Genomic DNA, 24,616 nt, shown 5'->3' with positions numbered 1-24,616 from the left:
GAATATGAATGTGAGTTTGGATTCGAAAGTAACGATTCACTTCTCCGGAGAACCAGCAGGTGTCAAAGAAGGCGGAATGCTTCAAGTTGAGATGTACGAAGTAGAGGTTCGCTGCATGCCAGACAATCTGCTCAGCGCATTCGAGGTAGATATAAGCGGCCTTAAAATAGGAGATCATCTACTAGTGTCTGACCTCTCCTTCCATGAAGGTATCGAAGTTTTGTCCGATCCTGGTGATATGTTAGTTAAAATCTCGCAGGCACAAGCCGAAGAAATAGTCGCTTCTGCATAATTATCATATAAATAGTAAAGGGAACCCTATACAAAATGTACAGGGTTCCCTTTTATTTATCCGGATCTCTATCTTTATCGTCATGAACGACTACAATAAACTGTCCAGGACTGACATCAAAATATTTGCATAACCTCCATAACAGATCCCGCGGATATTGAACCATCTCATCCTTATACATCTTCCGAACAGAATCAAAATGATAGTCAATATCTTTGGCAAGCTGCCTAATCGATAGGTTTGGATCTTTAGCTCTCATAATTTCTTTTAAATTGCTATGAACCCCCGACATTTGTACACCCCCACTTCGATAAATATATAACGGCCTAACTATATAATCAACCATTCCAACCTCTAGTATTCCCATTTCTTCAATATGACGATAAGTAGGGTTTCTTTTTTGTTAGAACACACAAAAAAACGGCTCTATCTCTAGAGCCGTACGATTTATATACTTTGGTGCGGTAGACAGGATTTGAACCTGCACGTCCATGGGACACTACCCCCTCAAGATAGCGTGTCTGCCGTTCCACCACTACCGCACATTGTAAATTGTACGATCCTTCCCTCACATCTTCTTGATCAAGAAAATGGTGAGCCATGAAGGACTCGAACCTTCGACACCCTGATTAAAAGTCAGGTGCTCTACCAACTGAGCTAATGGCTCTCGTGTGATTGCAACGAGCTCCATAGAGCTGGTACACTTTGAGGATTAATGGTGACCCGTAGGGGACTCGAACCCCTGTTACCTCCGTGAAAGGGAGGTGTCTTAACCACTTGACCAACGGGCCGTCTAGAACTAAGAGAACAAATATGCTTGAGACAACAAAAATGATTATATCAGCTTATCATCAGAAGTTCAAGCATTTTTTTCTCAAGTTTTTTAAAATATAATTTTAGCCTTACGATTCAATCGTTTCAGCCTTAAATACATTGTCTAACTTGTCTTCAGGCGTAAGTCTTTTCTTAAGCGGCACCTTAACGTCTCTTCCCAATTCTTTGAAGAAGGTTTCAACGTCACATTCGATTTTGTCCACAAATACTGATAATTTGCCTCTTTCGATAATCGCTTCATTGCCTTCTGCTGGTACAGTTACTTCGATTGAGTATTTTTTCATTAAGGTATTGCTGTACCGTGCGAAAATCTCAAGCAATTCCTCGTTGTTAAATTTGCTAATCGCTGCTTGTCCCTTGTTCGTAAAGTTTAAGTTTATTTTCATGTTTACAGCTCCTCATCTCTAATGATGCATCTGTTTTCACGGCTCGAGCAACTTATAACGAAAAAACCACTCTCTAGTCAGATTTATGATCTGAATATAAAGTGGCATCATCTATCAGAAAAGTGCATGCAAAATGACACCTTCTAAGTTCACCTATATACATCGGCAAAGAGTAAGTTATGGTGCGGTAGACAGGATTTGAACCTGCACGTYCATGGGACACTACCCCCTCAAGATAGCGTGTCTGCCGTTCCACCACTACCGCACATTTATAAGTCGAACGTTCATCGCTCGCATCTTCTTAATCAAGAAAATGGTGAGCCATGAAGGACTCGAACCTTCGACACCCTGATTAAAAGTCAGGTGCTCTACCAACTGAGCTAATGGCTCTCGCTGTAATTGTAAACGAGCTCCGAAGAGCTAGTACATTTTTTTGTGTGAATAATTGGTGACCCGTAGGGGACTCGAACCCCTGTTACCTCCGTGAAAGGGAGGTGTCTTAACCACTTGACCAACGGGCCATACAGAACACTTCAAATGAAATTTCCACGATGCTGCAACCACTGTGGCAAATAAAAAAGACCGGATGAACGGTCTTCCCGTTGCAAACACTTGTGAGAAAAATGTGGCGGAGAGAGAGGGATTCGAACCCTCGCACCACTTACGCAGTCTAACCCCTTAGCAGAGGGTCCCCTTGAGCCACTTGGGTATCTCTCCAAATCTGGCTCCCCGAACAGGACTCGAACCTGTGACAACTCGATTAACAGTCGAGTGCTCTACCAACTGAGCTATCAGGGAAAAGTAAAAGTGACAAGTAATAATATATCATGTACTACTTTGATTGTCAATCACTTTTAACACTAATTTTCCGCGACATTTTCCACAAGCGTATTTAGCCGGATCAATCTTCCTTTTGCGCAGATACTCCATCCCGCATTTGGTACAAACAAGCTTGTACCGAAACGGCTGCTGCTTACGCTGCGCGCGTTCAGGCAAGGACTGACAATAGCGTGAGCCGCCTACTTGAGCAAGCAGCTGTTTAAATTCAATATCGCGATGCTGGTATCCCCGCTTCAATATATGCAAGTGATAATGGCAAAGCTCATGCTTAATAATTTTCTCGGTTTCTTCATGCCCGAAAGCCGAAAGCTGATGAGGACTGATCTCAATATTATGGGACCTTGTAAAGTAGCGTCCTCCTGTTGCTTTAAGTCGGCTGTTGAATGTAGCTTGATGTAAAAACGGACGATTAAAAAAGGTTATCGAAATATGCTCAACCCATTGCTGAAGCGCCTCATTATTCATTCATTATTCTCCCCCAACTACTTGAATTTTAAAGCTGGCATAGGCTACACTGTCAAGTAGGAATTATTAAATGTGCAGAAAATTTACAGTATATGTACGGTAACAAACTAAAGGGGAGATCAATAATTATTATGGCAACTATGCGCTACGTCCTATTGAAACAAAATGACATCATCTTTTTCGTGGAAATGCCTGAATCGCACGCTTATCAGCTAAGCGCGCTTAACCTCCGGCTTCATAAAGAAATTGACAAGCTAACGGCAGAGCATGTTCCAGTATTGCCTTATGCTGTAGCAGAGTGCAACGATGTTGAGCTTCATGATACTTCCATTAAAATCATCTCAGGCCTGGATTACATCAACAGCCTTGAGAAGGATTTTGCCAGCGTACAAGAGAAGTCCTATCCGCTTATTTCGCTTCTAACAGAAATTCGCGCCCTTCAAGCTCAGCTTGAACAGTGGTACGAAGAGTATGAAGAAGAACAGAGTATATAGGTAGGACCTGCACGGACACACGCCCTTCCCCATATTGTAATATTACAACAAGTTAGGCCTGGGGAAGGAGAACGATAGGTATGCCACAGTGGCTGTGCAATCAAATGATGCGTGCATTTCAAAAGAAAGACCGCAGACAAATTAAGCTGCTTAATGACTGCTGGTATTTTTACCGCAACAAACAAGGTTCAAAGGAAGATGGCACCGGAACCGAATTCACCGAATTTCAGTAATGAATCACTGCCCAACCACATAACCGTATACGGCTGCTGCCATACTTTTAAGGGATTAGCTCGTTTAAACGGTGAATCAAAGCAGAATGCAATGGCGAACTCCTAATTACTTATCGTTAGAATAACAAAAGCGACCCCCATTATCTGAGGGTCGCTTTTTTTGTTATTGTTTGGTTATCGATATATTAAAATTTATTAAAAAATGTAACATCATCAACCGATAGACGAGTCGTTTCACGGCCTTCTACTGCTGCTTTGCCGATTGGAAGCATCAATGTCGGCAAATAACGATCCGAAATATTAAACAGTTCCATCACTTGATCACGGTTATATCCGCCCATAGGAACGGAATCATACCCTTTAGCACGAGCTGTCAGCATAAGCTGCATCGCCACTAGGCCTGTGTCAAATACAACGATTTCTTTCAAGCGCTCTGCTGGCAAAGCTGAGTACATTTTCGTAGAATTCTCAATAAAGTTGTTGCCCACTTCTTCAGTCATGAAACCTGCTTCAATCGCAGATCCATAAATTTTTTCGGACAACGTGTACATTTCCAAATCAGCTAGAACAATAACAATCGCTGATGCAGCAGCTACCTGCTTTTGGTTAAATGCGATGGGAAGCAGCTTTTGCTTCAGTTCAGGATCAGTTACAACGAGAAAACGCCAAGGCTGCATATTCGATGAAGATGGCGCTTTGATCGCAGTTGCAAGAATATCTCTGATTTCTTCCTCAGAAATTACTGCACTGCTGTCGTATTCACGTACAGAACGACGGCTATTTAAAACATCAAAGAAAGTTGCATTCAATTGTTCATTCGTTTGAGTTTCTTGTGAATTGCTTTGAATTGTTGTCATATGGTTCCCTCCAAAGGAAAATTTTTATCTGTGCAAGATTCTACTCAGTTAATCTCGCGAATATACTGTGCTTCGCAGGGCACAGTTAATGAAAGATAAACTGTATCATTTATATACACAGTATAGGTCGTGCCGATACTTTTGTCAATCGACTAACTTTAGTAAATTTAATTACTTTTTAAGAAGAATTAGGCAATGTTTTTTGAGCAAGCTGCGCAATTGTAAACTGCTGCAGTGTTTCGATCGTATTTTGTTCAATCTCATTTGCAATATCCATGAATGCTGATTTCATATTCAATCCAGCATCATGCAAGCTGATTGTATCCAGCATGCCGCTGCAGAGAGGTTCTCCTACTTTGAGAGCAATGTACACCTCAGCGAGCGATATCGCCTCTGGAGGGCGTTTCAGCCTATAACCTCCATCGCGGCCTTCTCTTGTTTCAATCAATTGCCCTGCAGCCAGCTTAGCCAGTACTTTCCGCAATTGTGTTGCTTCCGAGTTCAAGCAGCCGGCAATAGCCGCACTTGGATAACATTCTGATTTGTGCGATAAAATAACGAGTGCCTGCAAAGCGAGTCCAAACCATTTTGAATGGGTCGAGCCGCTTGCCTTTTCTGTCTTCATAGTCATCTCACTCCTTTTGTAGGGTAGTAGGCGATGCCCATGCACTTGTTAAATTATAAAGGGCTTGCCTCCTAACAGGCAAGCCCTTTATATATGGAAACCGTTAGTTAGGCTTGCGCATCGTCAAGCTTACTCGGCCTTTTTTCGAATCGACACTAAGCACCCATACTGTAACCGTATCACCGACAGATACAACATCCATCGGACGTTTAACGAATTTATCGCTGAGCTGCGAAATATGAACGAGCCCATCATTTTTGATGCCGATATCGACAAACGCACCAAAATCGATGACATTGCGCACTGTCCCGTGAAGTTCCATGCCTGGAGCCAGATCCTCGATATTGAGTACATCCGTATGGAAAATCGGAGGAGGAAGCTCTTCACGCGGGTCGCGACCCGGACGAAGCAAGCTATCCATGATGTCCCGCAAAGTAGGTACGCCCACGCCAAGTGTTGGCGCGATACGATCTGCGTCTAGCTCGGCAAGCTTTGTTCTTAGCTCCTCTGAGCCTAACTGCTTAAGGCTAAGGCCCATCTCACTAAACAGCTTGTCTACAACCTCATAAGATTCCGGATGAATCGGCGTGCTGTCAAGAGGATTGACTGGTTCAGAAATTCTCAAGAAACCAATACATTGCTCATAAGATTTTGCGCCAAGACGCGGTACCTTCTGCAGCTGGTTTCGTTTAATGAAGCGTCCGTTTTCGTCACGGTATTTCACGATATTTTTAGCGATGGTAGCATTAATGCCCGCCACATAGGATAACAAGGACGCTGATGCTGTGTTCACATCGACGCCAACATGGTTAACCGCTGATTCAACTACACCGCCAAGCGTCTCATCAAGGCGCTTCTGACTAACGTCATGCTGATATTGTCCAACTCCGATTGCTTTAGGCTCGATTTTGACGAGCTCTGCAAGCGGGTCTTGCAATCTGCGGGCAATCGACACTGCGCTGCGCTCAGCGACGTCTAGCGCCGGAAACTCCTCCTGAGCGAGCTTAGAGGCCGAATAAACGCTTGCGCCTGCTTCGTTGACAATTATGTACTTAAGCTCAGCGCCGCCCGCTCCGGCCGCTTTGCGCTTGCCTATTAAGTCAGCAATAAATTGCTCCGTCTCACGCGAGGCTGTTCCATTGCCTATGACGATCAATTCTACTTTGTATTTATCAATTAATCCATTGATAAGCTTCTCAGCTTCAGCCACTTTGTTGTTCGGAGGAGTTGGATAGGATACCGCGACCTCCAGCAGCTTGCCAATATCATCAATAACTGCTAGTTTGCACCCGGTACGGAATGCCGGATCAACTCCGAGCACGATATTGCCGCGAACGGGCGGCTGAAGCAGCAGATTGCGCAAATTTTCAGAGAAAATGGAAATGGCATGCTCCTCTGCCTTTTCAGTCAGCTCGCCACGAACCTCACGCTCAATGGATGGCGAGATAAGACGCTTATACGAGTCTTCAATGACCGATACAAGCACATCGCGTACAGATTGCGCAGTCCCGTTTCTAAGCAGCTTTCTCTGGATATGCTCATGAATGCGTTCCGTAGGAACATCAAAGGCAACACGCAGCACATCCTCGCGTTCAGCACGATTAATCGCAAGAACACGATGTGGAGGAAGCTTCCGAACCGGCTCCTGATAGCTGTAATACATTTCGTATACCGTTTCCTCAGCAGCATTTTTTGCTTCTGTCTTGATTAGCGCTTGATCAAATGTGAATTTGYGAACCCAAGCGCGAATAGATGCATCATCGGCAATATTTTCGGCAATGATGTCCGAAGCTCCATTTAAAGCATCCTGAGCGGTCGGCACACCTTTTTCCTCGTTCACATAACGGGCAGCTTCAACAAGCGGATCACCGCTGCGCGGCTGTGACCACAGCCATTCTGACAGCGGCTCCAGCCCTCTTTCCTTCGCGACGCTCGCACGAGTCTTCCGCTTTTGCCGATATGGCCGGTATAGATCTTCTATCTCTTGCAGCTTAACCGATTGGGTTATCGAAGCGTGCAGCTCTTCAGTCAACTTACCTTGCTCATCAATTAGACGAATGACCTCGCGTTTGCGCTCTTCCAAGTTCCGCATATATTGCAGCTTCTCTTCGATTGCTCTTAGATCATTCTCATCCAGCTCACCCGTCATCTCTTTGCGATAACGCGCGATAAATGGAATGGTGTTGCCCTCATCGAGCAAGCCAACTGCAGATTTCACTTTTGTTACCGGGATCGATAACTGTGCAGCTATTCCAGTAATGATTCGCTGACTTTCGGCAGCTTTCTGTTCCACTGTCAATTTCGATTTTCCCGCATTCTCTTCTACCTCATCTGTAAAATGCTGTACCTTCGTATCCGCCAAACGTCATGCCCCTTCCTCATGCTTCATGCACCCGTATATGGGTTGTTCRCCATTTCAAAACCAATCGTCGTACGTCCGCCATGTCCTGGATATACAATGACTTCTGGGTTTAGTTTGTACAGCTTCAAGCGAATGGAGTCATATAAATCACGTTCACGTCCGCCCGGCAGGTCCGTTCGGCCAACTGACATTTTGAAGAGCACATCGCCTGAAAACAGATGGTTGCCATGCAGGAAGCTTACGCTGCCTGGAGAATGCCCCGGTGTATGCATGACTCGGAAAGATAATCCAAGCAGCGATAAGGTTTGACCTTCCGCGAGCGCAAATTCAGCGGGGTCCGTTGAGAGCGGAGGCGTTACATCCTGCCATCTCATTGAACCATTTTTACGCGGATCCGTAAGCCAGTCTGCCTCCAAGTCATGGATGTACACAGGACAGTCAGCGAGCTTTCGCACTTCATCCACGCCGCCCATATGATCGAAATGAGCGTGAGTCAATAAAATTGCTTCCACCCTTACACCTTTAAGGCGCTCGATCAGCTTGCGCGGATTCATTCCTGGATCAATCACGATGCCGCGTTCCTCCCCCTCTTCACCACTTACCGTTTCTGGCTCCTTCACCGTGATGAGATAAGCATTCGTTTGCAGGGGACCTAATGTAAAAGTTTCAATCTTCATATTCTCACTCATATTCGTTTAAAATGACTCCAACAAAGTACGGAGCTCTTTCACAATAACGGATTGATATTCAGTTCCTTCTCCATATCGACGGCCAATTTCCTGTCTTGTAATCGCCAGCTTCTCTTGATAGTCGGCTGCTTCACGATCTGGATTTTCTTTTTTGAACGCGAGCATAGCTTCCTGAACATGAGTAGGACGCGGTCCCCACTTGCCTAGCACTGCTCCGCCTGTATCCGCAACAATAACGACAGGTACAGAACGGCCGCCAAGCGTCAAAAATTGATCCATCGTGTCGAGATGCTCTTCCATAATGAGCACGTCAATCGGCACGCCGCTGTTCTCTAGCGCTTTGAATACAACAGGAATGTTGCGTACAACATCGCCACACCAATCAGCCATCAGGATCAATACACGAAGATCGTCACGATTGTTAAGCGAATCAAAATATTCCTTGTCGCTCTCATCGGTCCAAGCGAATTTTTCCGACCAATCCAAAAACTGCTCTTTATTTTTGGTCATGCCGTCAATAAATTGCTGCGGGCTAATCCCTTTGCCCAGTTTATCTGCAATGCTTTGGCTCATATGAATCCCTCTTTCGTCTATTTAATGGTTGCTTATCAGAAAAAATGCAAGGTTGACTGTTCTATTATACCGATTTGCGGCGTGAGCGTACAAATTTGAAAAGGACATAAATAATAAGGAGTGCAATTGCGATAAGAATAGCAGGCTGTACATAAGGCGCAGCTTTCTCATCGATTTTATCCCAGTTCTCGCCAAGCGATTTGCCCAGATAAATAAACAATATAGACCAAGGCAGAGATGCAAGTGYAGTCAGCAATGTAAATAATCCAAAATTCATCCTTGCCATACCGGCTGGAATTGAAATAACCTGTCTCATTACCGGCACAAAACGTGCAGTAAACACGATGCCTACGCCATACTTGTTAAACCAATTTTCAGAAATATCTACATGTTTTTGTTTGATCTTTATATATTTACCGTATTTCTCGACGATTGGCCGTCCGCCATATCTGCCAATCCAATATAAAATCCAGTTTTGTCCAATTGCACCTAACGTACCAAACAACACTGCCCCCCAGAAGGAAATATCCCCTTTGTATACGAGATAACCTCCAAAGCCGAGCACAATTTCACTTGGTATAACTTCAATTAATAGTCCGATCAAAATGCCAAAGTACCCTAGACTCTCTACCCATTGCAATACATTGTCCAATACTTCATGAATAAAATCCATTCCTGTTCTCAATCCGCCTTCCTGCATAAAATATGGCTCTCGCTTGCTTTTACTGTGCTGAAGCTATTCTAACATACGATACAGACAACCTTCCACTTTTGTCATGTGCTGACAAGCCCCTGCATAGACTAGCCTTAAATGATACGAATGGATGAGGTGAGCGTTTCATGTCAAAGGTCTTTATTGTAAGTAAACGACAAATTCAACTGTTTATTGTAGTTGCAGTCCTTATCGTATTCACCGGCGTTTACTTAAGCTGGGACAGATCAAAAGAGGTAGATGGACAACCGTCAGAGCCGCGAATTTTCCAGATTGTTACGGTTGAATACAAGTCACAAACCGCTGACGGCAAAGAGCATGAAATGTATCGCTGGGATCCGGGTCAAATTGTTGTCCAAAAGGATGAACTAACTGAGCTGCATATTAGCGGTGTAAGCGGGGCAAGCCATCCCTTTGTCATTGAAGGCCTTGACATAAAGGGAGAAGTACTAAAAGGCAAAACGACGGTTGTACGATTCACTGCCAAAAAAGAGGGGACTTATCCTATTTTATGCTTGACCCATACTGATATGCGCCACGGCGGACCAATGGTTGGTTATATCACAGTAGATTAGCAGGCAAACAGCTGTAACGAGTGACCTCCTTCTCCCCGGGCGCATACATATGGGGTAGAGAGGAGTCGGTCTATAATGAAAGCTAACGCGCCAAAACATACAGCCGGCTTACCGACTGCGCGTAAAATTCGCAGAGCCTGCAGCAACGAGCTATACCGCACCGTGAAGCGCATGAAAGTTTGGGTGTCCAAAGAGAAAATGGAGCAAGCTGAAAAACTTTATTTTAAAAAGGTTATTGTCAACCTGATCTGGGTTCACGAAAATAAAGATAATCGGAAGATCCAATGCGACTGGTGGGAAGAGAATGTCAGCGCTGAAATTGCCGAGTTATGGGAAGTCGATCGCAACCAGCTTTGTATCGCGTTTAGAGAAGCTTTTGGCGGTTAAGATGGTTATTGGATAAACAAAAAAGAGGCTTTCCCCTTTATTATTGGGATTGCCTCTTTTTCTGTGCAGCTGCTTGTTGCTTAGCTTGTAACGATTAACCTTCTTCCTTCAATCGGTCACAGGATACCGTCTTTGTGTTCACAGGATTGTTGCCGACCATAACGGTTGCCATCCCATTCGCCTCGTCGACATTTTCAATCCAGACCGAATCCTCATCCAGATGAACTTTAACTGTCTGTTCAGATTCGTATATTTGCTTCGCGCGTGCTACGTCCATACTGCCTACCCCTCCTTTTTTATAAATGCATTGAACAATTGCTATCTGGATTCACGTTCCATCGTATCTGTTGTTGATTCGTCAATAAGGCCGTTTTGCAGCGTTACATTGCCGCCGCCCAATCCTTCATTAACCATCCTGTCGATATCCATAAAATAATCCTCTCGACCCTCATGCTTCGGATCTGCCGCCTCTTGTTTTTGCTCGTCGTTAGTATCTGTCATAGTTATACCCTCCCATTTGTTTTGGCGAATACGTATACCGTTTAGGCCTGATTTCGCATTCGCGGCGGTAATAACATGGTTTATCCACCTTCGAAAAATATGCCCGAAAACGCAGTCAAGCATGCATCGTTCACAATAGAGGCGATAACATACGCAGTAATGCTTCTGCTGCCTTTTGTCGATTCGGTCGATTCTTAAAGGTCTTTTGATCTAATTCTCGGCTATGCTTTAAATCCTCCATAAAATCCGTTTCCAGCTTCTTAATCGTCCCTTCGTCAAAAAGCACTGCGTTCAGTTCAAAATTGCTTAGCAAGCTGCGCATATCAACATTTGCTGTTCCAACTGTGGCCAGCATGTGATCTACAATCATCACCTTCGAGTGAATAAATCCTTTCTCATAACGATAAACCTTCACTCCCGCATCCAGCATCTCTTGCATATAGGATAGCGTGGCAAGCAGCACAAGCTTGGAGTCCGCAATGCCCGGTATAATCAACCTCACATCTACCCCGCTGAGTGCAGCAGTTCTGAGACCCATAAGCAGGCTGGAATCTGGTATAAAATAAGGTGTCGTTATATATATCCTAGTCAAAGCCGCTGTGATCGCTGCAAACATGACCTCGTCAATCTTATGAGCATGCTGTCCCGGTTTACTTGAGACCATCAGCACCCTTTCATTTCCTAGGCAATGATGCGGCGTCATATACGCTTTACCATCCAGCTCTTCTTTTGCCGCGAAAGCCCAGTCGTTCATGAACAGCTCCTGCAGGTAATATACGGAGTCCCCTTTCAGACGCAAATGAGTATCCCGCCAGAAGCCCAGCTTCGGATCCTTTCCTAAGTATTCATCACCGATATTGATACCTCCGATAAAACCTACGGTCCCATCTACTACAACGATTTTGCGATGATTGCGATAATTTAATTTTCTGTCAAAAAAGGCGATGCGCGGCGGTAAAAAGCAGCTTGTCCGAACTCCTGCAAGGTGAAGCTCTTCGATATACTTATCACTTAAATGCAGGCTTCCTATCCCATCATATACGATTCGGACCTCGACTCCTTCTCTCGCCTTACTCGTTAACACCTGCAAAAAACGTTTTCCAATTTCATCATCTCTAATCATGTAATAATCCATATGTATATGATGGGTCGCTCGCCTCAGCTCTCTCAATATCTCCTCGTATGTATCATCACCGTTATTCAGAACGAATGCTTCATTATTACGGGTAATTGGAAACGGAGCTAAGCCAGTAAGCATGGCAAACAGTTTCTTTTGTGTCTCAACCTGCTCATTTTCCATATCCGCTGCCTCTGTAACCTGCTGGGATAATTGATTCGCATAGCGTATAGTCTCCTGCTTAAATCGTTCCATACGCCTGCGTCTGACAAAATCTTTCCCAAGCATGATATAGGCTATAAAGCCTATGAACGGGAACATAAATGTAATTATAAGATGAAAAAAAGCCCGCCGATTAAATGCTAATCGGACGAGCTTTAGAATTTGAAGTATTGCAGATTAATGATTAAATCTGATAATTGGATTATTGCTTCATTGTCACGCCAGCATTATTATTTTCAATATGAGTAAGGATAAGGCGGTGCATGCTAAGCCTTCTAGTTACAAACTGCGGTAAAAGGCGATAATTCATGCCTAGCTTATAGCCGATCAGCTTAGCTGCGGATTCAGCGATCAGCTTGGGAATCAGATGCCATTTGCCGGTTCGATTGAGCTCATTCAGCTGCAGCTTAACGAGCTTTGAGCCTGCCTTGCCAACCGCGCTGTAAGGCGTGATCCATGTATTGCATCGCATAGATATTCCATTATCGAAGTAACGCTTGAATTGCTGCTTTATCGAATAGTCATGCGAATGAAAAACAAGAGCCTCTGCGCAGTAAGCAACCTTATAGCCAGTCAATATGCATTTGGCAGCCATAAACAAGTCCTCATTAAAGATGACAGGCTCCTGAAACCGTCCCATCGTCTCAAACGTCTCACGCCAAATCGCTGAGCATACGTTGGAGCAAAAAAATGTTTTTATCCCAAGCTGCTCAATATCCTCATAAGCTTTCAATTGCGACTGTGCCGGATAGTTATGTTCCCTTGCCAGTCTTTCCAGCACATTAGCTTCTGGTCTCGGCAGCTGCCTTGCATAGGCATACGCCACATTATTTCCAGATAAAAGTGGGCGAGTCAGCTCTTCAATAAGCTTATCGTTGCAAGGGAGTGCATCCTGCGTCATAAATAGCAAAATATCGCCACGCGCTTGCATCGCTGCAACGTTGCGCGTACCACCGTGATCGAAGTCACGACGTTCAACGCGCATCACTTGGGCGCCAGCCTTGAGCGCTCGCTCCTGCGTTCCGTCGTCCGAGCAGGAATCCATAATGATGATTTCATATGGAGGAAGCGACTGATGCTTCAATCGCTCTAATAGCTCTTCCAGCTCTGGCCCTGCATTCAATGTAGGAATAATAATCGATACTCGGCATGCTGAATTGCTGTTAGTAAGCATTTTTGTTAATCAAGCCCTTCAGTACCGTTTTGAAAATAATTTTGATATCAAAGAAAAAAGTCCAGTTTTCAATATAAAAAATATCAAACATAATACGGTCTTGTATGGAAGTGTCGCCTCTTAAGCCATTGGTTTGTGCCCAGCCTGTTATCCCAGGTCTAATCTGATGCTTAACCATATATTTTGGAATTTCCTCTTTGAACTGATTCACGAAATAGGGACGTTCTGGCCGCGGGCCAACCACGCTCATATGGCCGAGCAGAACATTAAAAAACTGCGGCAGCTCATCCAGACTCGTGCGACGAAGGAAGCTGCCAAACTTGGTGCGCCTTGGATCGTTCTCTACCGTCCACTGTGTATCTGATACTTTATCCGTTGATACACGCATCGAGCGGAATTTAAACATATGGAACGTTTTGCGATCGAGTCCCATCCGCTCCTGCTTAAACAATACCGGTCCAGGCGATGTCAGCTTAAGCCCTATGATAGCGAACAACATGATTGGAGACGTTATAAGAATTGCAACTAATGAGAAGGCGATATCAAACCAGCGCTTTAATATTCGATTGCTCAGCTCATCGAGTGGAATATCCCTTACATTAATAAGTGGGATGCCTGCAAAATTATCAAAAAATGGCCGAGCCGGCAGCAAATCAAAGAAGTCAGGAATAATTAGCGTCTTCAYGCCCGTTCGTTCACACATTTCAATAATTTCCGCATACTTTGCATGCGCTTCAAGCGGCAGTGCAATGATGACTTCATCAATAGGCATCATATCCAGCTTTTGCTTCAGAGCATCTAGCCTACCGATAATCGGCTTCATATACTGATGCTCAGGCGCATGCTCATCTTGATAATCATCCAAAAAGCCGACTACCTCATAACCAAGATCCGGGTGCTGCTGCAGATTCGTATAGAAACTGCGTCCCACGGAACCAGCCCCAACGATAAGTACAAAACGTTTATTAAAGCCTTTACGACGAAATGAAGCGAGGATCGATTTGACCCAATATCGGTATGACGCAATGGCGATAAAATTCATGAAAAAGAAAATGGCTAGAAATTCACGAGAGATATGTACTTCACGGGTAAAGAAGAACAAGCTAAGTAAACCTAAAAAGCTGATTGTTTGAATCTGTAAAATACGAAGCACTTCGTAGGAATAATTTTTGCGTCGTTTGGGCGAATAAAACTGGAAGTAAAAACCGATCAGCACTGCTGAAAAGGAATAAATCGTTCCCCATAGTAAATAAGTAGAGAACGCTACCGAGTTAAAGCTTGGCAGCAGACCGCTATAAAATTTAAGCCAATACGCGGCCATAAAGACGACCAATGTGCAGGATAAATCCGCCAGCATATATAATTGCGTCAAAAACCGTTGGTTTTGCCTTAGCATTCGCCGTGTTCACCCGCATTCTCTCAAATTTCGACTCTATCTGCATTGTACCAAAAATAGGATAAGAGGAGAACCCCATATTTTCCCATTTAAAATTAATTTAATGTTTATTATGTCGTTTATGAACTGCCTTTTCCTGAATCCATTTACGTTTTTGAAGCATGCTTGGAAGCGATTTGAAAATAGTTGACCAACAGCGCAACAATCCTGGCTCACGTAAAATAATATAACCAAGCTTCACCGCTTCCGTTGCTAGGATCAACGGCCCTATTAATAGAGAGTGCCAACCGATAGGTTCATTTTTTATAAGGGTGAAAAAACGGTTCTGATAGGAATGCTGACGAACAAACAGCGGAACGCTGCTCCTGCTTCCCTTTTTCCAGCCTCGATGGTGTACTGCGTTTGCTTCAGGTATGTAATATGAGGTCCAGCCAAGCTTCTGCGCTCGCCATGCTACATCTACGTCTTCCTTATAGGCAAAAAAGCGTTCATCAAAAAATTCGCCATCATATTCGATATCACGAATCATAGCCTTTCGATATACCGCTGCTGCACCAGATACGCCAAATACGGCTCTTGTTCTACTCCAGTCCGCTGCTTGGTCGCCTGCGGCTAGATCATATGCATTTCGAGTTCGTTTCATTCCAAGTCCTGCGCTATCCATTACTTCTATATTAGACGCAAAAACAAGCCGTCCGGTTGCACTTCCAACCTCCGGCTTTTGTTCCATAAAACCAATAATTTCTTTTAAATAATTCGGGTCTAGCGTAACATCCGGATTCAACACAAGAACATAATCGGTGGATGTTTCACGTATAGCCTGGTTTTGGCCGCCGGCAAACCCATTATTGATCGTGTTCGTTATGAAATGGACATGCTCTCCAAAAGGCTTCACTTGATCAGCCGTTCCATCGGTTGACGCATTGTCGATGACGACAATGCGTTCAACAGGGAAGCTTTGTTTTAAAACAGCTTGCAAACAGTTCTGAATGTCTTTTGCACTGTTATAAGTTACTATACAAACGCTTACTGTTGGCATTGCATATATCACTCACTGTCTTTGAGATAGTGGTTAAGCGCTTCTCTCCACGGCCGCAGCATATTAAGCCCATTACTGCGGATAGCGGTATGATCCATAACCGAAAATGCGGGTCTTGGCGCAGGCCGCGGAAATTCTGCTGTCGTACAAGGCTCAACAAGAATAGTCGTTCCGCTGTCTTCAAATATAGCATTTGCGAATTCAAACCAAGAGCAGACACCGCTATTAGATGCATGGTAAATACCATAATAATCAGTTTGCACTAGCTCTAGCAAAAAAACTGCAAGATCATAGGTGTAGGTAGGCGATCCGATTTGATCTGCAACTACTTTAAGCTTATCTCGCTCTCCAGCCATTTTCAGCATCGTCTTAACAAAGTTATTGCCGTACTTCCCGTACACCCATGAGGTCCGAACAATATAGAAGCGATCATGAAGTGTCTGAACGGCTTGTTCGCCAGCATATTTCGATTTACCATATACCGTTTGAGGATTAATCTGATCATATTCATTGTAAGGAACAGTGCTGCTCCCATCAAAAACATAATCGGTGCTTATATAACAAAGCTTTGCACCGATCTCACGAGCAGCTACCGCAACATTGCGTGTTGCAGCTGCATTCACACGAAAAGCCTCGTCCGGCTCGGACTCGGCTTTATCTACAGCAGTATAAGCAGCACAGTGTATGACCACATCAGGACGATGCAGTGCAAATAAATTTCGGCAGGCTGGGAGACTCGTAATATCAAGCTCGCTACGGCTTAATCCAATAATTTCAGCCGTATCCGTCGTCCACTGTGACAATTCTCGGCCAAGCTGCCCATTCGCGCCAGTAACTACGATCTTTAAAGTAGACATTTTATTCTTTCGCCTCCAGGCGATCTTTGTACTGGGTGTCATAATATTGTTGATAAGAGCCGGATGCAACCTGCTCCATCCACTCTGTATTGCTAAGGTACCAACGAATCGTTTCCTTGATTCCGTCCTCATAGTTAAATTTCGGTTGCCAGCCTAATTCATTTCGGATTTTGTCAGCATCAATTGCATATCTGCGATCATRACCAAGACGGTCCTTCACGTAGGAGATCAGCGACTCCGGCTTGCCAAGCTCTTCAAGGATCGTTCGAACAACCTGCAGATTGTTCCGCTCGTTACGTCCACCAACGTTGTAAACTTCACCATTAACGCCTTTATGCAGTACTAGATCTATTGCGCTGCAGTGATCCTCTACATAAAGCCAATCACGGACATTGAGGCCATCCCCGTATACAGGAAGCGGCTTATCTTGAAGCGCATTCTGAATCATCAATGGAATAAGCTTCTCGGGGAACTGATATGGACCATAGTTATTAGAGCAGCGTGTTATGTTAACGTTTAGCCCAAATGTCTCATGATAAGCTCTGACAAGCAGATCCGCCCCAGCCTTGCTCGCTGAATATGGACTGTTTGGCGCAATCGGCGTATCTTCCGTGAAAAGCCCCGTCTCACCCAGCGTTCCGTACACTTCATCCGTAGAAACTTGAACGAATTTAGTTACGTTATATTGCTTTGTAAGATCAAGCAGCGTCTGAGTACCAAGAATGTTTGTCTGTACGAAAATCTCCGGATGCAAAATGCTGCGATCCACATGAGATTCTGCTGCAAAGTTAATAACAGCGTCGATACCTTGTTGGAATAACGGCTCCAATTCTGAACGTTTAGCAATATCTGCTTTCACGAATGAATAGTTTGAATGCTGCTCAATCGATCGCAGGTTTTCAAGGTTGCCCGCGTATGTTAGCGCATCAACATTAATGATTTCATAATTTGGATAGTTCTTAATCATAAACAATACAAAATTGCTGCCTATAAAGCCGGCACCGCCGGTAACTAGTAATTTCACGAGTCTAACTCACCCTTCATATACAAAGTTGATTTCCGCATCGGCAAGCACCGGATGCTTGCCATCCTTATCCGATAAAATCGGAGTAGATGTCGGCCAGTCGATTGCTAGCGCCGGATCATTCCAAGCGATGCCTCGGTCGTGGGCTGGGGAATAAAGGGAATCAACTTTGTATTGAACTTCACAATTGTGAGTTAGCGTACAAAAACCATGAGCGAATCCTTGTGGAACCAAAAGTTGAAGTTTATTGTCTGCAGATAATTCAAAGCCTTGCCATTGTCCAAAAGTAGGTGATCCCTGTCTTATATCGATGACAACATCATAGATCCTACCCGCAGAAACTCTAACAAGCTTTGTTTGTGCCTTTGGTCCAAGCTGATAATGCATACCTCTAAGAACATGCAATTCTACTGAAAGGGAATGATTATCTTGTATAAAATCATAATTAAGCCCAAGATCAGCAAATGTTCTAGCATTATAGCTCTCCATAAAGAAGCCACGATGATCACCAAATACTGCGGGTTCTAGCAAATTCACTCCAGGAAGATTAGTCTCTCTTACTATCAATATCAATCACCACCTATTACAATTTGAATCTTCCAAATTCGTCACCGTAAATGAGGTCCTTTGAAAGTTCGTTCGCCTTGCTATATGATGCATGAGTCCCTGCGTCCGTCCACCAGTTACTTAATACATCATATGACAACTCATTGGAAGTGATATAGGCATTGTTAACATCAGTAATCTCTAATTCTCCCCGGCTCGAAGGTTTTAAGGAACGAATAATATCAAATACACGATTGTCATACATATAAATACCGGTTACGGCATAATTACTTTTAGGACTCTTGGGTTTCTCTTCAATCGATACAATCTTTTCTCCTGCAAGCTCCGGCACACCATACCGCTGTGGATCTGGCACCTCTTGTATGAGAATTTTTGCTCCGGACTGCTGTTCTTCAAAACCTTCAACAAATGATACGATTGAATTACTAAAGACATTATCACCTAAAATGACAACCATTCGATCGTTGTTGACGAATCGTTCTGCCATACCTAACGCCTGAGCTATCCCACCTGCTTCATCCTGAACCTTATATGTAAAAGAAAGCCCAAACTCTTTACCACTCCCTAAAAGATTCACAACATCACCCATATGTTCTTTCCCTGTTACTATAAGTATGTCTTCAATAGCTGCTTCTTTCAACTTAGCTATTGCGTGGAAGATCATAGGGTAACGTCCCACTGGAAGTAAGTGCTTGTTTGTTACTTTCGTCAAGGGAAATAGGCGTGAACCAGTTCCACCTGCTAGAATGATTCCTTTCATACTATAATCTCCAATCAGAAAATACTCTTATGTATTCAATCCATAAATAAGCAATAAAATGACAGTTTTTTTATCTTTTTTAAAATACATATTTATGCAGAATAATATATTTTCTTTACTTCTAGTTCAACTTCTTCCTCATTGATATGATTAGGATATTTATCAAAATTAATTCTTTCCTTCTCTATCACATGCGGCCTTTTCAAAACCTGTGTATGAATTGAACCTATATACTCGCCTATGATTCCAATGAAAAACAACTGTACTGAGCTAAATAAAAATAGTCCGATAACAAGGGGAGCAGTTCCTACAGAGAATGAATTCCAAAATAAAAGCTTTGCTAAAAAATAAATAATTGCAACTATAAAACTGAACGCAGACATTAAGAAACCAACCATGGCAGCCATTCTTAATGGTATTTTAGAATGATTAGTAATGCCAAGCATAGCCATATCGTATAATGTATAAAAATTATTTGCTGTTACTCCTCTTTTTCTAGAAGGCTGTATATATTCTATCTTGTAGCTTTCAAATCCAATGTCTGAAATTAATCCTCTGAAATAAGGATATGGATCATCTATTCCACGTAATATTTCAATAACTTTAGCATCATATAAACCAAAACCAGTGTTATTCTTCGTTAATTCAATTTCAGATACTCTATTTATAAAATTGTAGTACATTTTCCGAATAGCAAACATAAGTGCTGATTCTTCACTTTGTGCCTTTACACCAAGTACAACTTTATATCCTTCTTCCCACTTTTGAATAAAGTCCTTTATCATTGTTGGTGGGTCTTGAAGATCTGCAACAAGTAAGATTGACGCATCGCCTCTTGACTGTAGAAGTGCATGATAAGGGGATCTAATATGCCCAAAATTCCTTGCATTCGCAATTACTTTTACATTGCTATCTTGTTGGGCCATTTGTTTTAAAATTTTCAATGTATTATCTTTTGATGCATTATCAATAAATATATGCTCGTACACATATCCACTTAATGTATCAAATACACTCTTTACCTGAGCGTATACTTCTTCAACATTAGCTTCCTCATTGTAGCAAGGCGTCACTATACTAATAAACTTCAAATTTATCACCCGTTAGTGTATATTATTTTACTTGCTTCTTCCATAATACTTTCTAAGGAAGTTGAGGAAGGATAATAATCTATTTCTTCAGCTAGCTTATTTTCAGAAAAGTAAATTGATTTTTGACCGGTAGAATTGTTTTCAATAGAAGTTTCAATTATTCTATATTGCATAGAAAATTCATTATGAAAAAACTCTATCAGCTCAAATTTAGAAACTGGCGCAAGACTATACACATCGTAAGCGGTATTAACAATTGATTTTGCAATACATAAATTTATTAGGTTGCAGAAGTCTTTTGGAGAAACATAATCTCGTATAATATCATTTAATCCAGTATCAAATATTTTATTTTGCCTAATTGAATTAATCATTTCTGTGATCAAAAATTTCGAATTGAGATTAATGAATCTACTAAAAAAACTAAAAACTCTCAGATCGACAATATTGAAATTCTCTAACGATCTATGCTTCGCCTCTGCATTTAATTTAGCGACACCATAGTAATTTTGTTGTTTTAAATTATTTACTTGTATGTTTACCTTAGTATTGTAACCTGCTGGTTCACTAAATTCTGTTCCATAAGCTGCCCCGCTACTTAAATTAATATATAATGTCTGTCTTGATTTATTATTCAGATAGTCTATCACTAAATTGTCGTAGTACTCGGTTATATGGAATATTTGATGATAATCTTCTTTCAATTTTCCAGGATCACCTATTCCAATACAATTAATAACAACATCATAATAGTGATATCCAAATTCATTCAAGGAAAAACATTTAATTAGTGGATTGCGATCTTGTGAGATATCAGTTATGTATGATTTCATATTTTCAAATGACCTTGCATAAAGCAGCAAATTATATTGATTATTTGCAGCCAATTCAAAAATTATATTTTTTGCAATGTGACTTGTTGCACCTAATATAGCTATAGACTTATTTTGCAATTCAGTTAAGTTATCAGCCATTATTTTGGAACTTCCATTTCTTCTACAAGATCAATTAACATAATATCCTTTAATTCTTTGCGTTCTAAATGTGGTGACATGTCTTCAATTGGTCTATTTACTACTAATTTAGGATTAACAGCAGTATCCTGAATCAGAGTTACATTGACGAAAGATGGTCCCTCGCTTTCCAATACTTGCTTAAGAACATCCGTCACTTCTCTACTATTTGTAATATTGTAAGCAGGCACATCATAAGCCATAGCGATATCATTTAATCTAGGAGCAGTATAAACAGTGGATTGCTTCCGTCCTTCAAAATAGAGATCCTGGAACTGTCTTACCATTCCTAAACAATTATTATTCATAACAAATATTTTGATAGGTAAACCATATCTTACAATTGTATCAAGCTCTTGAATATTCAATTGAATTCCACCATCGCCAGCAATGACAATTGCACGTTGGCCAGTGGATAATGCAGCTCCTATAGCTGCTGGCAACGCAAAACCCATTGCTCCCATTCCACCTGAATTAAGCAGTCGCTGATTTTCTTTTATTTTAAAGGATTGTGAGGCCCACATTTGATGTTGACCTACATCAAGACATATTACATCGCCTTCATTAGATAAAACTGATAATTCCTCAATAAACTCATTGGGATCTATTTGTCCTGGATTCACTTTTCCTCTAGTAGGGTATTTTTTTCTATAATTATTAATTACTTGATACCAATCCTGAAGATCTAAAGAATAGTTATTTTCAATTTTTTCATTAAGCTTTACAAGAAAATCTTTCACATTTGAATGAATTGCAACATCTACCGCCACTTTTGCATTTAGTTCTAGAGCATCAATATCTACATGAATTTTTATTGCAGCTCTCCCAAAAGTATCTGGTCTTGTTCCTGTTTGTCGCGTATCTAATCTAGACCCTAATATGATGAGTAAATCGCAATTCGCTAACGTTAGGTTGCTATAACGATTTCCATAAGAACCTATTAAGCCAAAAAATGATTCATGCGTATGCGGAATGGAGTCTAGTCCCATTAAGGAGGATACAACAGGAATACCTGTCTTATTGATAAATTGTCTTAAAGAGTCTTGAGCACCCGCTATTCTTATTCCACCACCTACCAATACAACTGGTCTCTTTGATTGGCTTATAAGTGAAAGCACATTATTTAATTGATTATCATCTACAACAGCTGTTTGTTGTTCCTTAATCATTTCAAAATATTCTTGACTATCATAAAAACTTTCTAAATGATCTGGCTCAATATTATCTCTTTGAAGATTCATTGGAATATCCAAAAGAACGGGTCCTGGCCGTCCTGTCTGAGCAATAAATACAGCTTTTTCAAGATGAAATCTAATTTTTTTGGGATCAATAACCATTTCTGAGTATTTAGTTAAAGAATCTACCACACTAACAATATCCGTTTCTTGAAATCCTATCTGTCTCACGGGCTTATCAAATTTATATTCGTATGTATTTACTTGACCAGTAATAAACAGACAAGGAACGGAATCAAAATAACAACTGCCGATCCCTGTTACAAGATTTAATGCTCCAGGGCCACTTGTGGCCATTGCAACACCTAATTTCCCATTCAGTCGCGCGTATGCTTCTGCAGCAAATGCACCTGCTTGTTCATGACGGACAGAGATACATTCCATATCATCTCTCTTTGCTACAGAATCTAGTAAATGAGCAATCGCACCACCTATAAATTCAAATACATGTGAAACACCCTGTTGTTTAACAAAATCAATTACATAATCTGAAAGCTTCATAGTACAACTCCAATCTACAAGTTAATTATTCAGATTACATTACTTTGATTGCACGTACTCAACAATTTGTTTAATTGAAAAATCATACATATCCTTTTGGTCTCTATATGCGAGTGTCCACTCTATTATTTTATCTATTGTATAATCAAGTGACCATCTTGGCTTCCACTCTAATTGTGAATGTGCTTTAGAACAATCTAATTTTAAATAATGTGCTTCATGGTGATTATTAGCGGTATCTAAAATAAAAGAAGTATCTCCTCCCCATTTATCACACATCCGCTCAACAATCCAACTTACAGGCTTAGCATCTGAATCATTTGGACCAAAGTTCCATGATTCTGCGTAAGTTGTACCTTCTTCATAAAGTCTTTGCGCTAACTTCATATAACCACTAAGTGGCTCTAATACATGCTGCCACGGTCTAATTGCAGATGGATTTCTTATAACTATATCTTTTTCTGCTAATAAGGAGTTAATACAATCAGGAATAAGACGATCTTTAGCCCAATCCCCACCTCCAATTACATTACCTGCTCTAGCTGATGCTATAGCAACCCCATGATCAGCAAATCTATTTTTGTTAAAAAAAGAGTCTCTATACGAAGCGGTTACTAATTCTGAACAAGCTTTGCTATTAGAATAAGGATCGTATCCTCCTAATACATCAACTTCTCTATATCCCCATTGCCATTCCTTATTTTCATAACATTTATCAGTTGTAACATTTACAACAGCTTTGACATTCCCTGTTAGTCGGACAGCTTCTAATAAATTAACTGTTCCCATTACATTGACGGAATAAGTCTCGACTGGTTCTTCATATGAATATCTCACTAATGGTTGAGCAGCCATATGAATGACTATTTCAGGACTTGAGCTAACCATTGCTTTATGTAGTGACTGAAAATCTCTTATATCACCAATGATTGATGCATGAATTTTTGTTTCAATTTTGCATTCATTGAACAAAGAGGGTTCAGTAGGAGCTAAAAGTGAATAACCAGTCACTTCTGCTCCCAAATGCTGTAACCACATCGCTAGCCAGCTTCCTTTAAAACCAGTGTGACCAGTTATAAATACTCGTTTCCCGTTCCAAAATGTACTCATCATTCCCAAACTTTCCACGGAGCATCACCTGTATTCCATAAGTCTTCTAGATGATTCTTATCTCGTAACGTGTCCATTGGCTGCCAAAAACCATTATGTTTATAAGAGTAAAGTTCACCATTTCTGGCCAATTGCTCTAATGGTTCTTTCTCCAGTATTGTCTCGTCATTCTCGATATAATCAAAAACCTCAGGTTGCATTACAAAGAAACCTGCATTTATCCAAGAACCATCACCTTTAGGCTTCTCTTGAAAGCCTTTGACCTCATTACCTTCTTCTAATTCAAGCGCACCAAATCTTCCGCTAGGCTGAACAGATGTTACTGTTGCTAATCTTCCATGCGACTTGTGAAAATATAAAAGCTCATTAATATTAACATTAGAAACACCATCTCCATATGTAAGCATAAAAGGTTCATTATTCACATATCTTGCGATCCTTTTCACTCGTCCACCAGTCATCGTGTTTATGCCCGTATTGACCAAAGTAACTTTCCATGGTTCAGCCGAATGGTGATGAATAACTGCTTGATTATCACCAGTAAAATCAAAAGTCACATCCGATTCATGTAAAAAATAATGAGCAAAGTATTCCTTTATATAAAACCCTTTATACCCTAAACAAATAATAAAATCATTAAATCCAAATGATGAGTATGTTTTCATGATGTGCCATAGAATAGGTC

Annotated in this window: 28 protein-coding genes, 8 tRNA genes and 1 pseudogene; 5 read left to right on the top strand and 32 right to left on the bottom strand. The window is 41.7% G+C overall.

Annotation, left to right across the window (positions count from 1 at the left end):
* Positions 1-292, top strand: a pseudogene (locus AB4Z17_RS26985) (50S ribosomal protein L25); the annotation flags it as partial.
* Positions 293-344: 52 nt separating this feature from the next.
* On the opposite strand, the gene AB4Z17_RS26980 reads toward AB4Z17_RS26985, so the two are convergent.
* The 11 genes from AB4Z17_RS26980 to AB4Z17_RS26930 form a co-directional block, all read right to left on the bottom strand.
* Positions 345-584, bottom strand: coding sequence for a helix-turn-helix domain-containing protein (locus AB4Z17_RS26980; protein ID WP_441908391.1), 240 nt, complete (start codon positions 582-584; stop codon positions 345-347).
* A 165-nt stretch (positions 585-749) separates the two neighbouring features.
* Positions 750-834: transfer RNA gene (locus AB4Z17_RS26975), tRNA-Leu, on the bottom strand.
* 49 nt (positions 835-883) lie between these two features.
* Positions 884-959, bottom strand: a tRNA-Lys gene (locus AB4Z17_RS26970).
* A gap of 49 nt (positions 960-1,008) precedes the next feature.
* Positions 1,009-1,083, bottom strand: a tRNA-Glu gene (locus AB4Z17_RS26965).
* Positions 1,084-1,194: 111 nt separating this feature from the next.
* Positions 1,195-1,512: a hypothetical protein gene (locus tag AB4Z17_RS26960; RefSeq protein WP_076267429.1), complete on the bottom strand. Its 318-nt coding sequence runs from the start codon at positions 1,510-1,512 to the stop codon at positions 1,195-1,197.
* 180 nt (positions 1,513-1,692) lie between these two features.
* A tRNA-Leu gene (locus tag AB4Z17_RS26955) sits at positions 1,693-1,777 on the bottom strand.
* Positions 1,778-1,826: 49 nt separating this feature from the next.
* Positions 1,827-1,902: transfer RNA gene (locus AB4Z17_RS26950), tRNA-Lys, on the bottom strand.
* Between the two features lie 56 nt (positions 1,903-1,958).
* Positions 1,959-2,033: transfer RNA gene (locus tag AB4Z17_RS26945), tRNA-Glu, on the bottom strand.
* 105 nt (positions 2,034-2,138) lie between these two features.
* Positions 2,139-2,229 (bottom strand) — tRNA-Ser (locus tag AB4Z17_RS26940).
* A 5-nt stretch (positions 2,230-2,234) separates the two neighbouring features.
* Positions 2,235-2,310, bottom strand: a tRNA-Asn gene (locus AB4Z17_RS26935).
* Between the two features lie 27 nt (positions 2,311-2,337).
* Complete coding sequence (locus AB4Z17_RS26930) at positions 2,338-2,817, bottom strand: SprT family protein (protein ID WP_441876414.1); 480 nt, start codon at positions 2,815-2,817, stop codon at positions 2,338-2,340.
* A gap of 131 nt (positions 2,818-2,948) precedes the next feature.
* On the opposite strand from AB4Z17_RS26930, the gene AB4Z17_RS26925 reads away from it, so the two are divergent.
* Positions 2,949-3,311 (top strand): hydrolase/acyltransferase, encoded by a 363-nt coding sequence (locus AB4Z17_RS26925; protein WP_441963221.1) that lies wholly within the window; start codon positions 2,949-2,951, stop codon positions 3,309-3,311.
* Positions 3,312-3,391: 80 nt separating this feature from the next.
* Complete coding sequence (gene cmpA, locus AB4Z17_RS26920; protein WP_144376923.1) at positions 3,392-3,544, top strand: cortex morphogenetic protein CmpA; 153 nt, start codon at positions 3,392-3,394, stop codon at positions 3,542-3,544.
* Between the two features lie 185 nt (positions 3,545-3,729).
* On the opposite strand, the gene AB4Z17_RS26915 is transcribed toward cmpA, so the two are convergent.
* The 6 genes from AB4Z17_RS26915 to AB4Z17_RS26890 all read right to left on the bottom strand — a co-directional run bounded on the left by AB4Z17_RS26915 (position 3,730) and on the right by AB4Z17_RS26890 (position 9,323).
* Positions 3,730-4,401 (bottom strand): nitroreductase family protein, encoded by a 672-nt coding sequence (locus AB4Z17_RS26915; protein WP_441963219.1) that lies wholly within the window; start codon positions 4,399-4,401, stop codon positions 3,730-3,732.
* 178 nt (positions 4,402-4,579) lie between these two features.
* Positions 4,580-5,026, bottom strand: coding sequence for an RrF2 family transcriptional regulator (locus tag AB4Z17_RS26910; protein WP_339204571.1), 447 nt, complete (start codon positions 5,024-5,026; stop codon positions 4,580-4,582).
* Positions 5,027-5,129: 103 nt separating this feature from the next.
* Positions 5,130-7,388: a Tex family protein gene (locus AB4Z17_RS26905; RefSeq protein ID WP_441963218.1), complete on the bottom strand. Its 2,259-nt coding sequence runs from the start codon at positions 7,386-7,388 to the stop codon at positions 5,130-5,132.
* Positions 7,389-7,411: 23 nt separating this feature from the next.
* The gene (locus AB4Z17_RS26900; RefSeq protein WP_441963223.1) at positions 7,412-8,065 is read right to left on the bottom strand and encodes an MBL fold metallo-hydrolase; all 654 of its coding nucleotides are present in this window, start codon (positions 8,063-8,065) and stop codon (positions 7,412-7,414) included.
* Between the two features lie 18 nt (positions 8,066-8,083).
* Entirely contained in the window at positions 8,084-8,650 is a 567-nt protein-coding gene (locus AB4Z17_RS26895; protein WP_441908397.1) for a thioredoxin family protein, read from the bottom strand.
* Between the two features lie 64 nt (positions 8,651-8,714).
* Positions 8,715-9,323, bottom strand: a complete 609-nt coding sequence (locus AB4Z17_RS26890; RefSeq protein ID WP_441963216.1) for a DedA family protein — start codon at positions 9,321-9,323, stop codon at positions 8,715-8,717.
* A gap of 167 nt (positions 9,324-9,490) precedes the next feature.
* Here AB4Z17_RS26890 and AB4Z17_RS26885 point away from each other — a divergent pair, with 167 nt between their 5' ends.
* Positions 9,491-9,937 carry a cupredoxin domain-containing protein gene (locus tag AB4Z17_RS26885; RefSeq protein ID WP_339204574.1) on the top strand — a complete coding sequence of 149 codons (447 nt, stop codon included), beginning with the start codon at positions 9,491-9,493 and terminating at the stop codon, positions 9,935-9,937.
* A gap of 75 nt (positions 9,938-10,012) precedes the next feature.
* Entirely contained in the window at positions 10,013-10,324 is a 312-nt protein-coding gene (locus AB4Z17_RS26880; RefSeq protein WP_441908398.1) for a dehydrogenase, read from the top strand.
* A gap of 94 nt (positions 10,325-10,418) precedes the next feature.
* On the opposite strand, the gene AB4Z17_RS26875 is transcribed toward AB4Z17_RS26880, so the two are convergent.
* The 15 genes from AB4Z17_RS26875 to rfbF all read right to left on the bottom strand — a co-directional run.
* Positions 10,419-10,601, bottom strand: a complete 183-nt coding sequence (locus AB4Z17_RS26875) for an H-type small acid-soluble spore protein (protein WP_339204576.1) — start codon at positions 10,599-10,601, stop codon at positions 10,419-10,421.
* Positions 10,602-10,642: 41 nt separating this feature from the next.
* Entirely contained in the window at positions 10,643-10,825 is a 183-nt protein-coding gene (locus AB4Z17_RS26870; protein WP_076271822.1) for a hypothetical protein, read from the bottom strand.
* Positions 10,826-10,955: 130 nt separating this feature from the next.
* On the bottom strand, positions 10,956-12,326 hold the full coding sequence (gene cls / locus AB4Z17_RS26865; RefSeq protein ID WP_441963222.1) for a cardiolipin synthase: 1,371 nt from the start codon (positions 12,324-12,326) through the stop codon (positions 10,956-10,958).
* Positions 12,327-12,366: 40 nt separating this feature from the next.
* Positions 12,367-13,338, bottom strand: a complete 972-nt coding sequence (locus tag AB4Z17_RS26860; RefSeq protein WP_441963215.1) for a glycosyltransferase family 2 protein — start codon at positions 13,336-13,338, stop codon at positions 12,367-12,369.
* On the bottom strand, positions 13,328-14,734 hold the full coding sequence (locus AB4Z17_RS26855) for an undecaprenyl-phosphate glucose phosphotransferase (RefSeq protein ID WP_441963213.1): 1,407 nt from the start codon (positions 14,732-14,734) through the stop codon (positions 13,328-13,330). The genes AB4Z17_RS26860 and AB4Z17_RS26855 overlap by 11 nt, the downstream gene beginning before the upstream one ends.
* Positions 14,735-14,834: 100 nt before the next feature.
* Entirely contained in the window at positions 14,835-15,773 is a 939-nt protein-coding gene (locus AB4Z17_RS26850; protein ID WP_441963211.1) for a glycosyltransferase family 2 protein, read from the bottom strand.
* An 8-nt stretch (positions 15,774-15,781) separates the two neighbouring features.
* On the bottom strand, positions 15,782-16,630 hold the full coding sequence (gene rfbD / locus AB4Z17_RS26845) for a dTDP-4-dehydrorhamnose reductase (RefSeq protein WP_441963209.1): 849 nt from the start codon (positions 16,628-16,630) through the stop codon (positions 15,782-15,784).
* A gap of 1 nt (position 16,631) precedes the next feature.
* Positions 16,632-17,654: a dTDP-glucose 4,6-dehydratase gene (rfbB, locus tag AB4Z17_RS26840; RefSeq protein WP_441963207.1), complete on the bottom strand. Its 1,023-nt coding sequence runs from the start codon at positions 17,652-17,654 to the stop codon at positions 16,632-16,634.
* 9 nt (positions 17,655-17,663) lie between these two features.
* The gene (gene rfbC, locus AB4Z17_RS26835) at positions 17,664-18,221 is read right to left on the bottom strand and encodes a dTDP-4-dehydrorhamnose 3,5-epimerase (RefSeq protein ID WP_441963205.1); all 558 of its coding nucleotides are present in this window, start codon (positions 18,219-18,221) and stop codon (positions 17,664-17,666) included.
* A gap of 16 nt (positions 18,222-18,237) precedes the next feature.
* On the bottom strand, positions 18,238-18,981 hold the full coding sequence (locus AB4Z17_RS26830) for a sugar phosphate nucleotidyltransferase (RefSeq protein ID WP_441963203.1): 744 nt from the start codon (positions 18,979-18,981) through the stop codon (positions 18,238-18,240).
* 92 nt (positions 18,982-19,073) lie between these two features.
* Entirely contained in the window at positions 19,074-20,081 is a 1,008-nt protein-coding gene (locus tag AB4Z17_RS26825; protein WP_441908407.1) for a glycosyltransferase family 2 protein, read from the bottom strand.
* The gene (locus AB4Z17_RS26820; RefSeq protein WP_441908408.1) at positions 20,078-21,046 is read right to left on the bottom strand and encodes a hypothetical protein; all 969 of its coding nucleotides are present in this window, start codon (positions 21,044-21,046) and stop codon (positions 20,078-20,080) included. Before AB4Z17_RS26820 ends, AB4Z17_RS26825 begins: the two co-directional genes overlap by 4 nt.
* On the bottom strand, positions 21,046-22,821 hold the full coding sequence (locus AB4Z17_RS26815) for a thiamine pyrophosphate-binding protein (RefSeq protein WP_441908409.1): 1,776 nt from the start codon (positions 22,819-22,821) through the stop codon (positions 21,046-21,048). The genes AB4Z17_RS26820 and AB4Z17_RS26815 overlap by 1 nt, the downstream gene beginning before the upstream one ends.
* A 39-nt stretch (positions 22,822-22,860) precedes the next feature.
* Positions 22,861-23,934 carry a CDP-glucose 4,6-dehydratase gene (gene rfbG / locus AB4Z17_RS26810; protein WP_441908607.1) on the bottom strand — a complete coding sequence of 358 codons (1,074 nt, stop codon included), beginning with the start codon at positions 23,932-23,934 and terminating at the stop codon, positions 22,861-22,863.
* A partial coding sequence (gene rfbF / locus AB4Z17_RS26805) for a glucose-1-phosphate cytidylyltransferase (RefSeq protein ID WP_441963201.1) occupies positions 23,931-24,616 on the bottom strand: 686 nt, incomplete at its 5' end. The genes rfbF and rfbG, both read right to left, overlap by 4 nt.

The organism is Paenibacillus sp. TAF43_2 (assembly GCF_052113545.1).
In the GTDB taxonomy this organism is placed as follows: Bacteria; Bacillota; Bacilli; order Paenibacillales; family Paenibacillaceae; genus Pristimantibacillus.
Note: the sequence above shows the minus strand (reverse complement) of the source record. Positions and strands in the feature narration are given on the sequence as shown.

What these genes read in the sequence shown, in the direction of transcription:
- AB4Z17_RS26980 (WP_441908391.1), bottom strand. Translation starts at nt 584, where the DNA reads ATGTCGGGGGTTCATAGCAATTTAAAAGAAATTATGAGAGCTAAAGAT.
- AB4Z17_RS26960 (WP_076267429.1), bottom strand. Translation starts at nt 1,512, where the DNA reads ATGAAAATAAACTTAAACTTTACGAACAAGGGACAAGCAGCGATTAGC.
- AB4Z17_RS26930 (WP_441876414.1), bottom strand. Translation starts at nt 2,817, where the DNA reads ATGAATAATGAGGCGCTTCAGCAATGGGTTGAGCATATTTCGATAACC.
- AB4Z17_RS26925 (WP_441963221.1), top strand. Translation starts at nt 2,949, where the DNA reads ATGGCAACTATGCGCTACGTCCTATTGAAACAAAATGACATCATCTTT.
- cmpA (WP_144376923.1), top strand. Translation starts at nt 3,392, where the DNA reads ATGCCACAGTGGCTGTGCAATCAAATGATGCGTGCATTTCAAAAGAAA.
- AB4Z17_RS26915 (WP_441963219.1), bottom strand. Translation starts at nt 4,401, where the DNA reads ATGACAACAATTCAAAGCAATTCACAAGAAACTCAAACGAATGAACAA.
- AB4Z17_RS26910 (WP_339204571.1), bottom strand. Translation starts at nt 5,026, where the DNA reads ATGAAGACAGAAAAGGCAAGCGGCTCGACCCATTCAAAATGGTTTGGA.
- AB4Z17_RS26895 (WP_441908397.1), bottom strand. Translation starts at nt 8,650, where the DNA reads ATGAGCCAAAGCATTGCAGATAAACTGGGCAAAGGGATTAGCCCGCAG.
- AB4Z17_RS26885 (WP_339204574.1), top strand. Translation starts at nt 9,491, where the DNA reads ATGTCAAAGGTCTTTATTGTAAGTAAACGACAAATTCAACTGTTTATT.
- AB4Z17_RS26880 (WP_441908398.1), top strand. Translation starts at nt 10,013, where the DNA reads ATGAAAGCTAACGCGCCAAAACATACAGCCGGCTTACCGACTGCGCGT.
- AB4Z17_RS26875 (WP_339204576.1), bottom strand. Translation starts at nt 10,601, where the DNA reads ATGGACGTAGCACGCGCGAAGCAAATATACGAATCTGAACAGACAGTT.
- AB4Z17_RS26870 (WP_076271822.1), bottom strand. Translation starts at nt 10,825, where the DNA reads ATGACAGATACTAACGACGAGCAAAAACAAGAGGCGGCAGATCCGAAG.
- AB4Z17_RS26860 (WP_441963215.1), bottom strand. Translation starts at nt 13,338, where the DNA reads ATGCTTACTAACAGCAATTCAGCATGCCGAGTATCGATTATTATTCCT.
- AB4Z17_RS26850 (WP_441963211.1), bottom strand. Translation starts at nt 15,773, where the DNA reads ATGCCAACAGTAAGCGTTTGTATAGTAACTTATAACAGTGCAAAAGAC.
- rfbD (WP_441963209.1), bottom strand. Translation starts at nt 16,630, where the DNA reads ATGTCTACTTTAAAGATCGTAGTTACTGGCGCGAATGGGCAGCTTGGC.
- AB4Z17_RS26830 (WP_441963203.1), bottom strand. Translation starts at nt 18,981, where the DNA reads ATGAAAGGAATCATTCTAGCAGGTGGAACTGGTTCACGCCTATTTCCC.
- AB4Z17_RS26820 (WP_441908408.1), bottom strand. Translation starts at nt 21,046, where the DNA reads ATGGCTGATAACTTAACTGAATTGCAAAATAAGTCTATAGCTATATTA.
- AB4Z17_RS26815 (WP_441908409.1), bottom strand. Translation starts at nt 22,821, where the DNA reads ATGAAGCTTTCAGATTATGTAATTGATTTTGTTAAACAACAGGGTGTT.
- rfbG (WP_441908607.1), bottom strand. Translation starts at nt 23,934, where the DNA reads ATGATGAGTACATTTTGGAACGGGAAACGAGTATTTATAACTGGTCAC.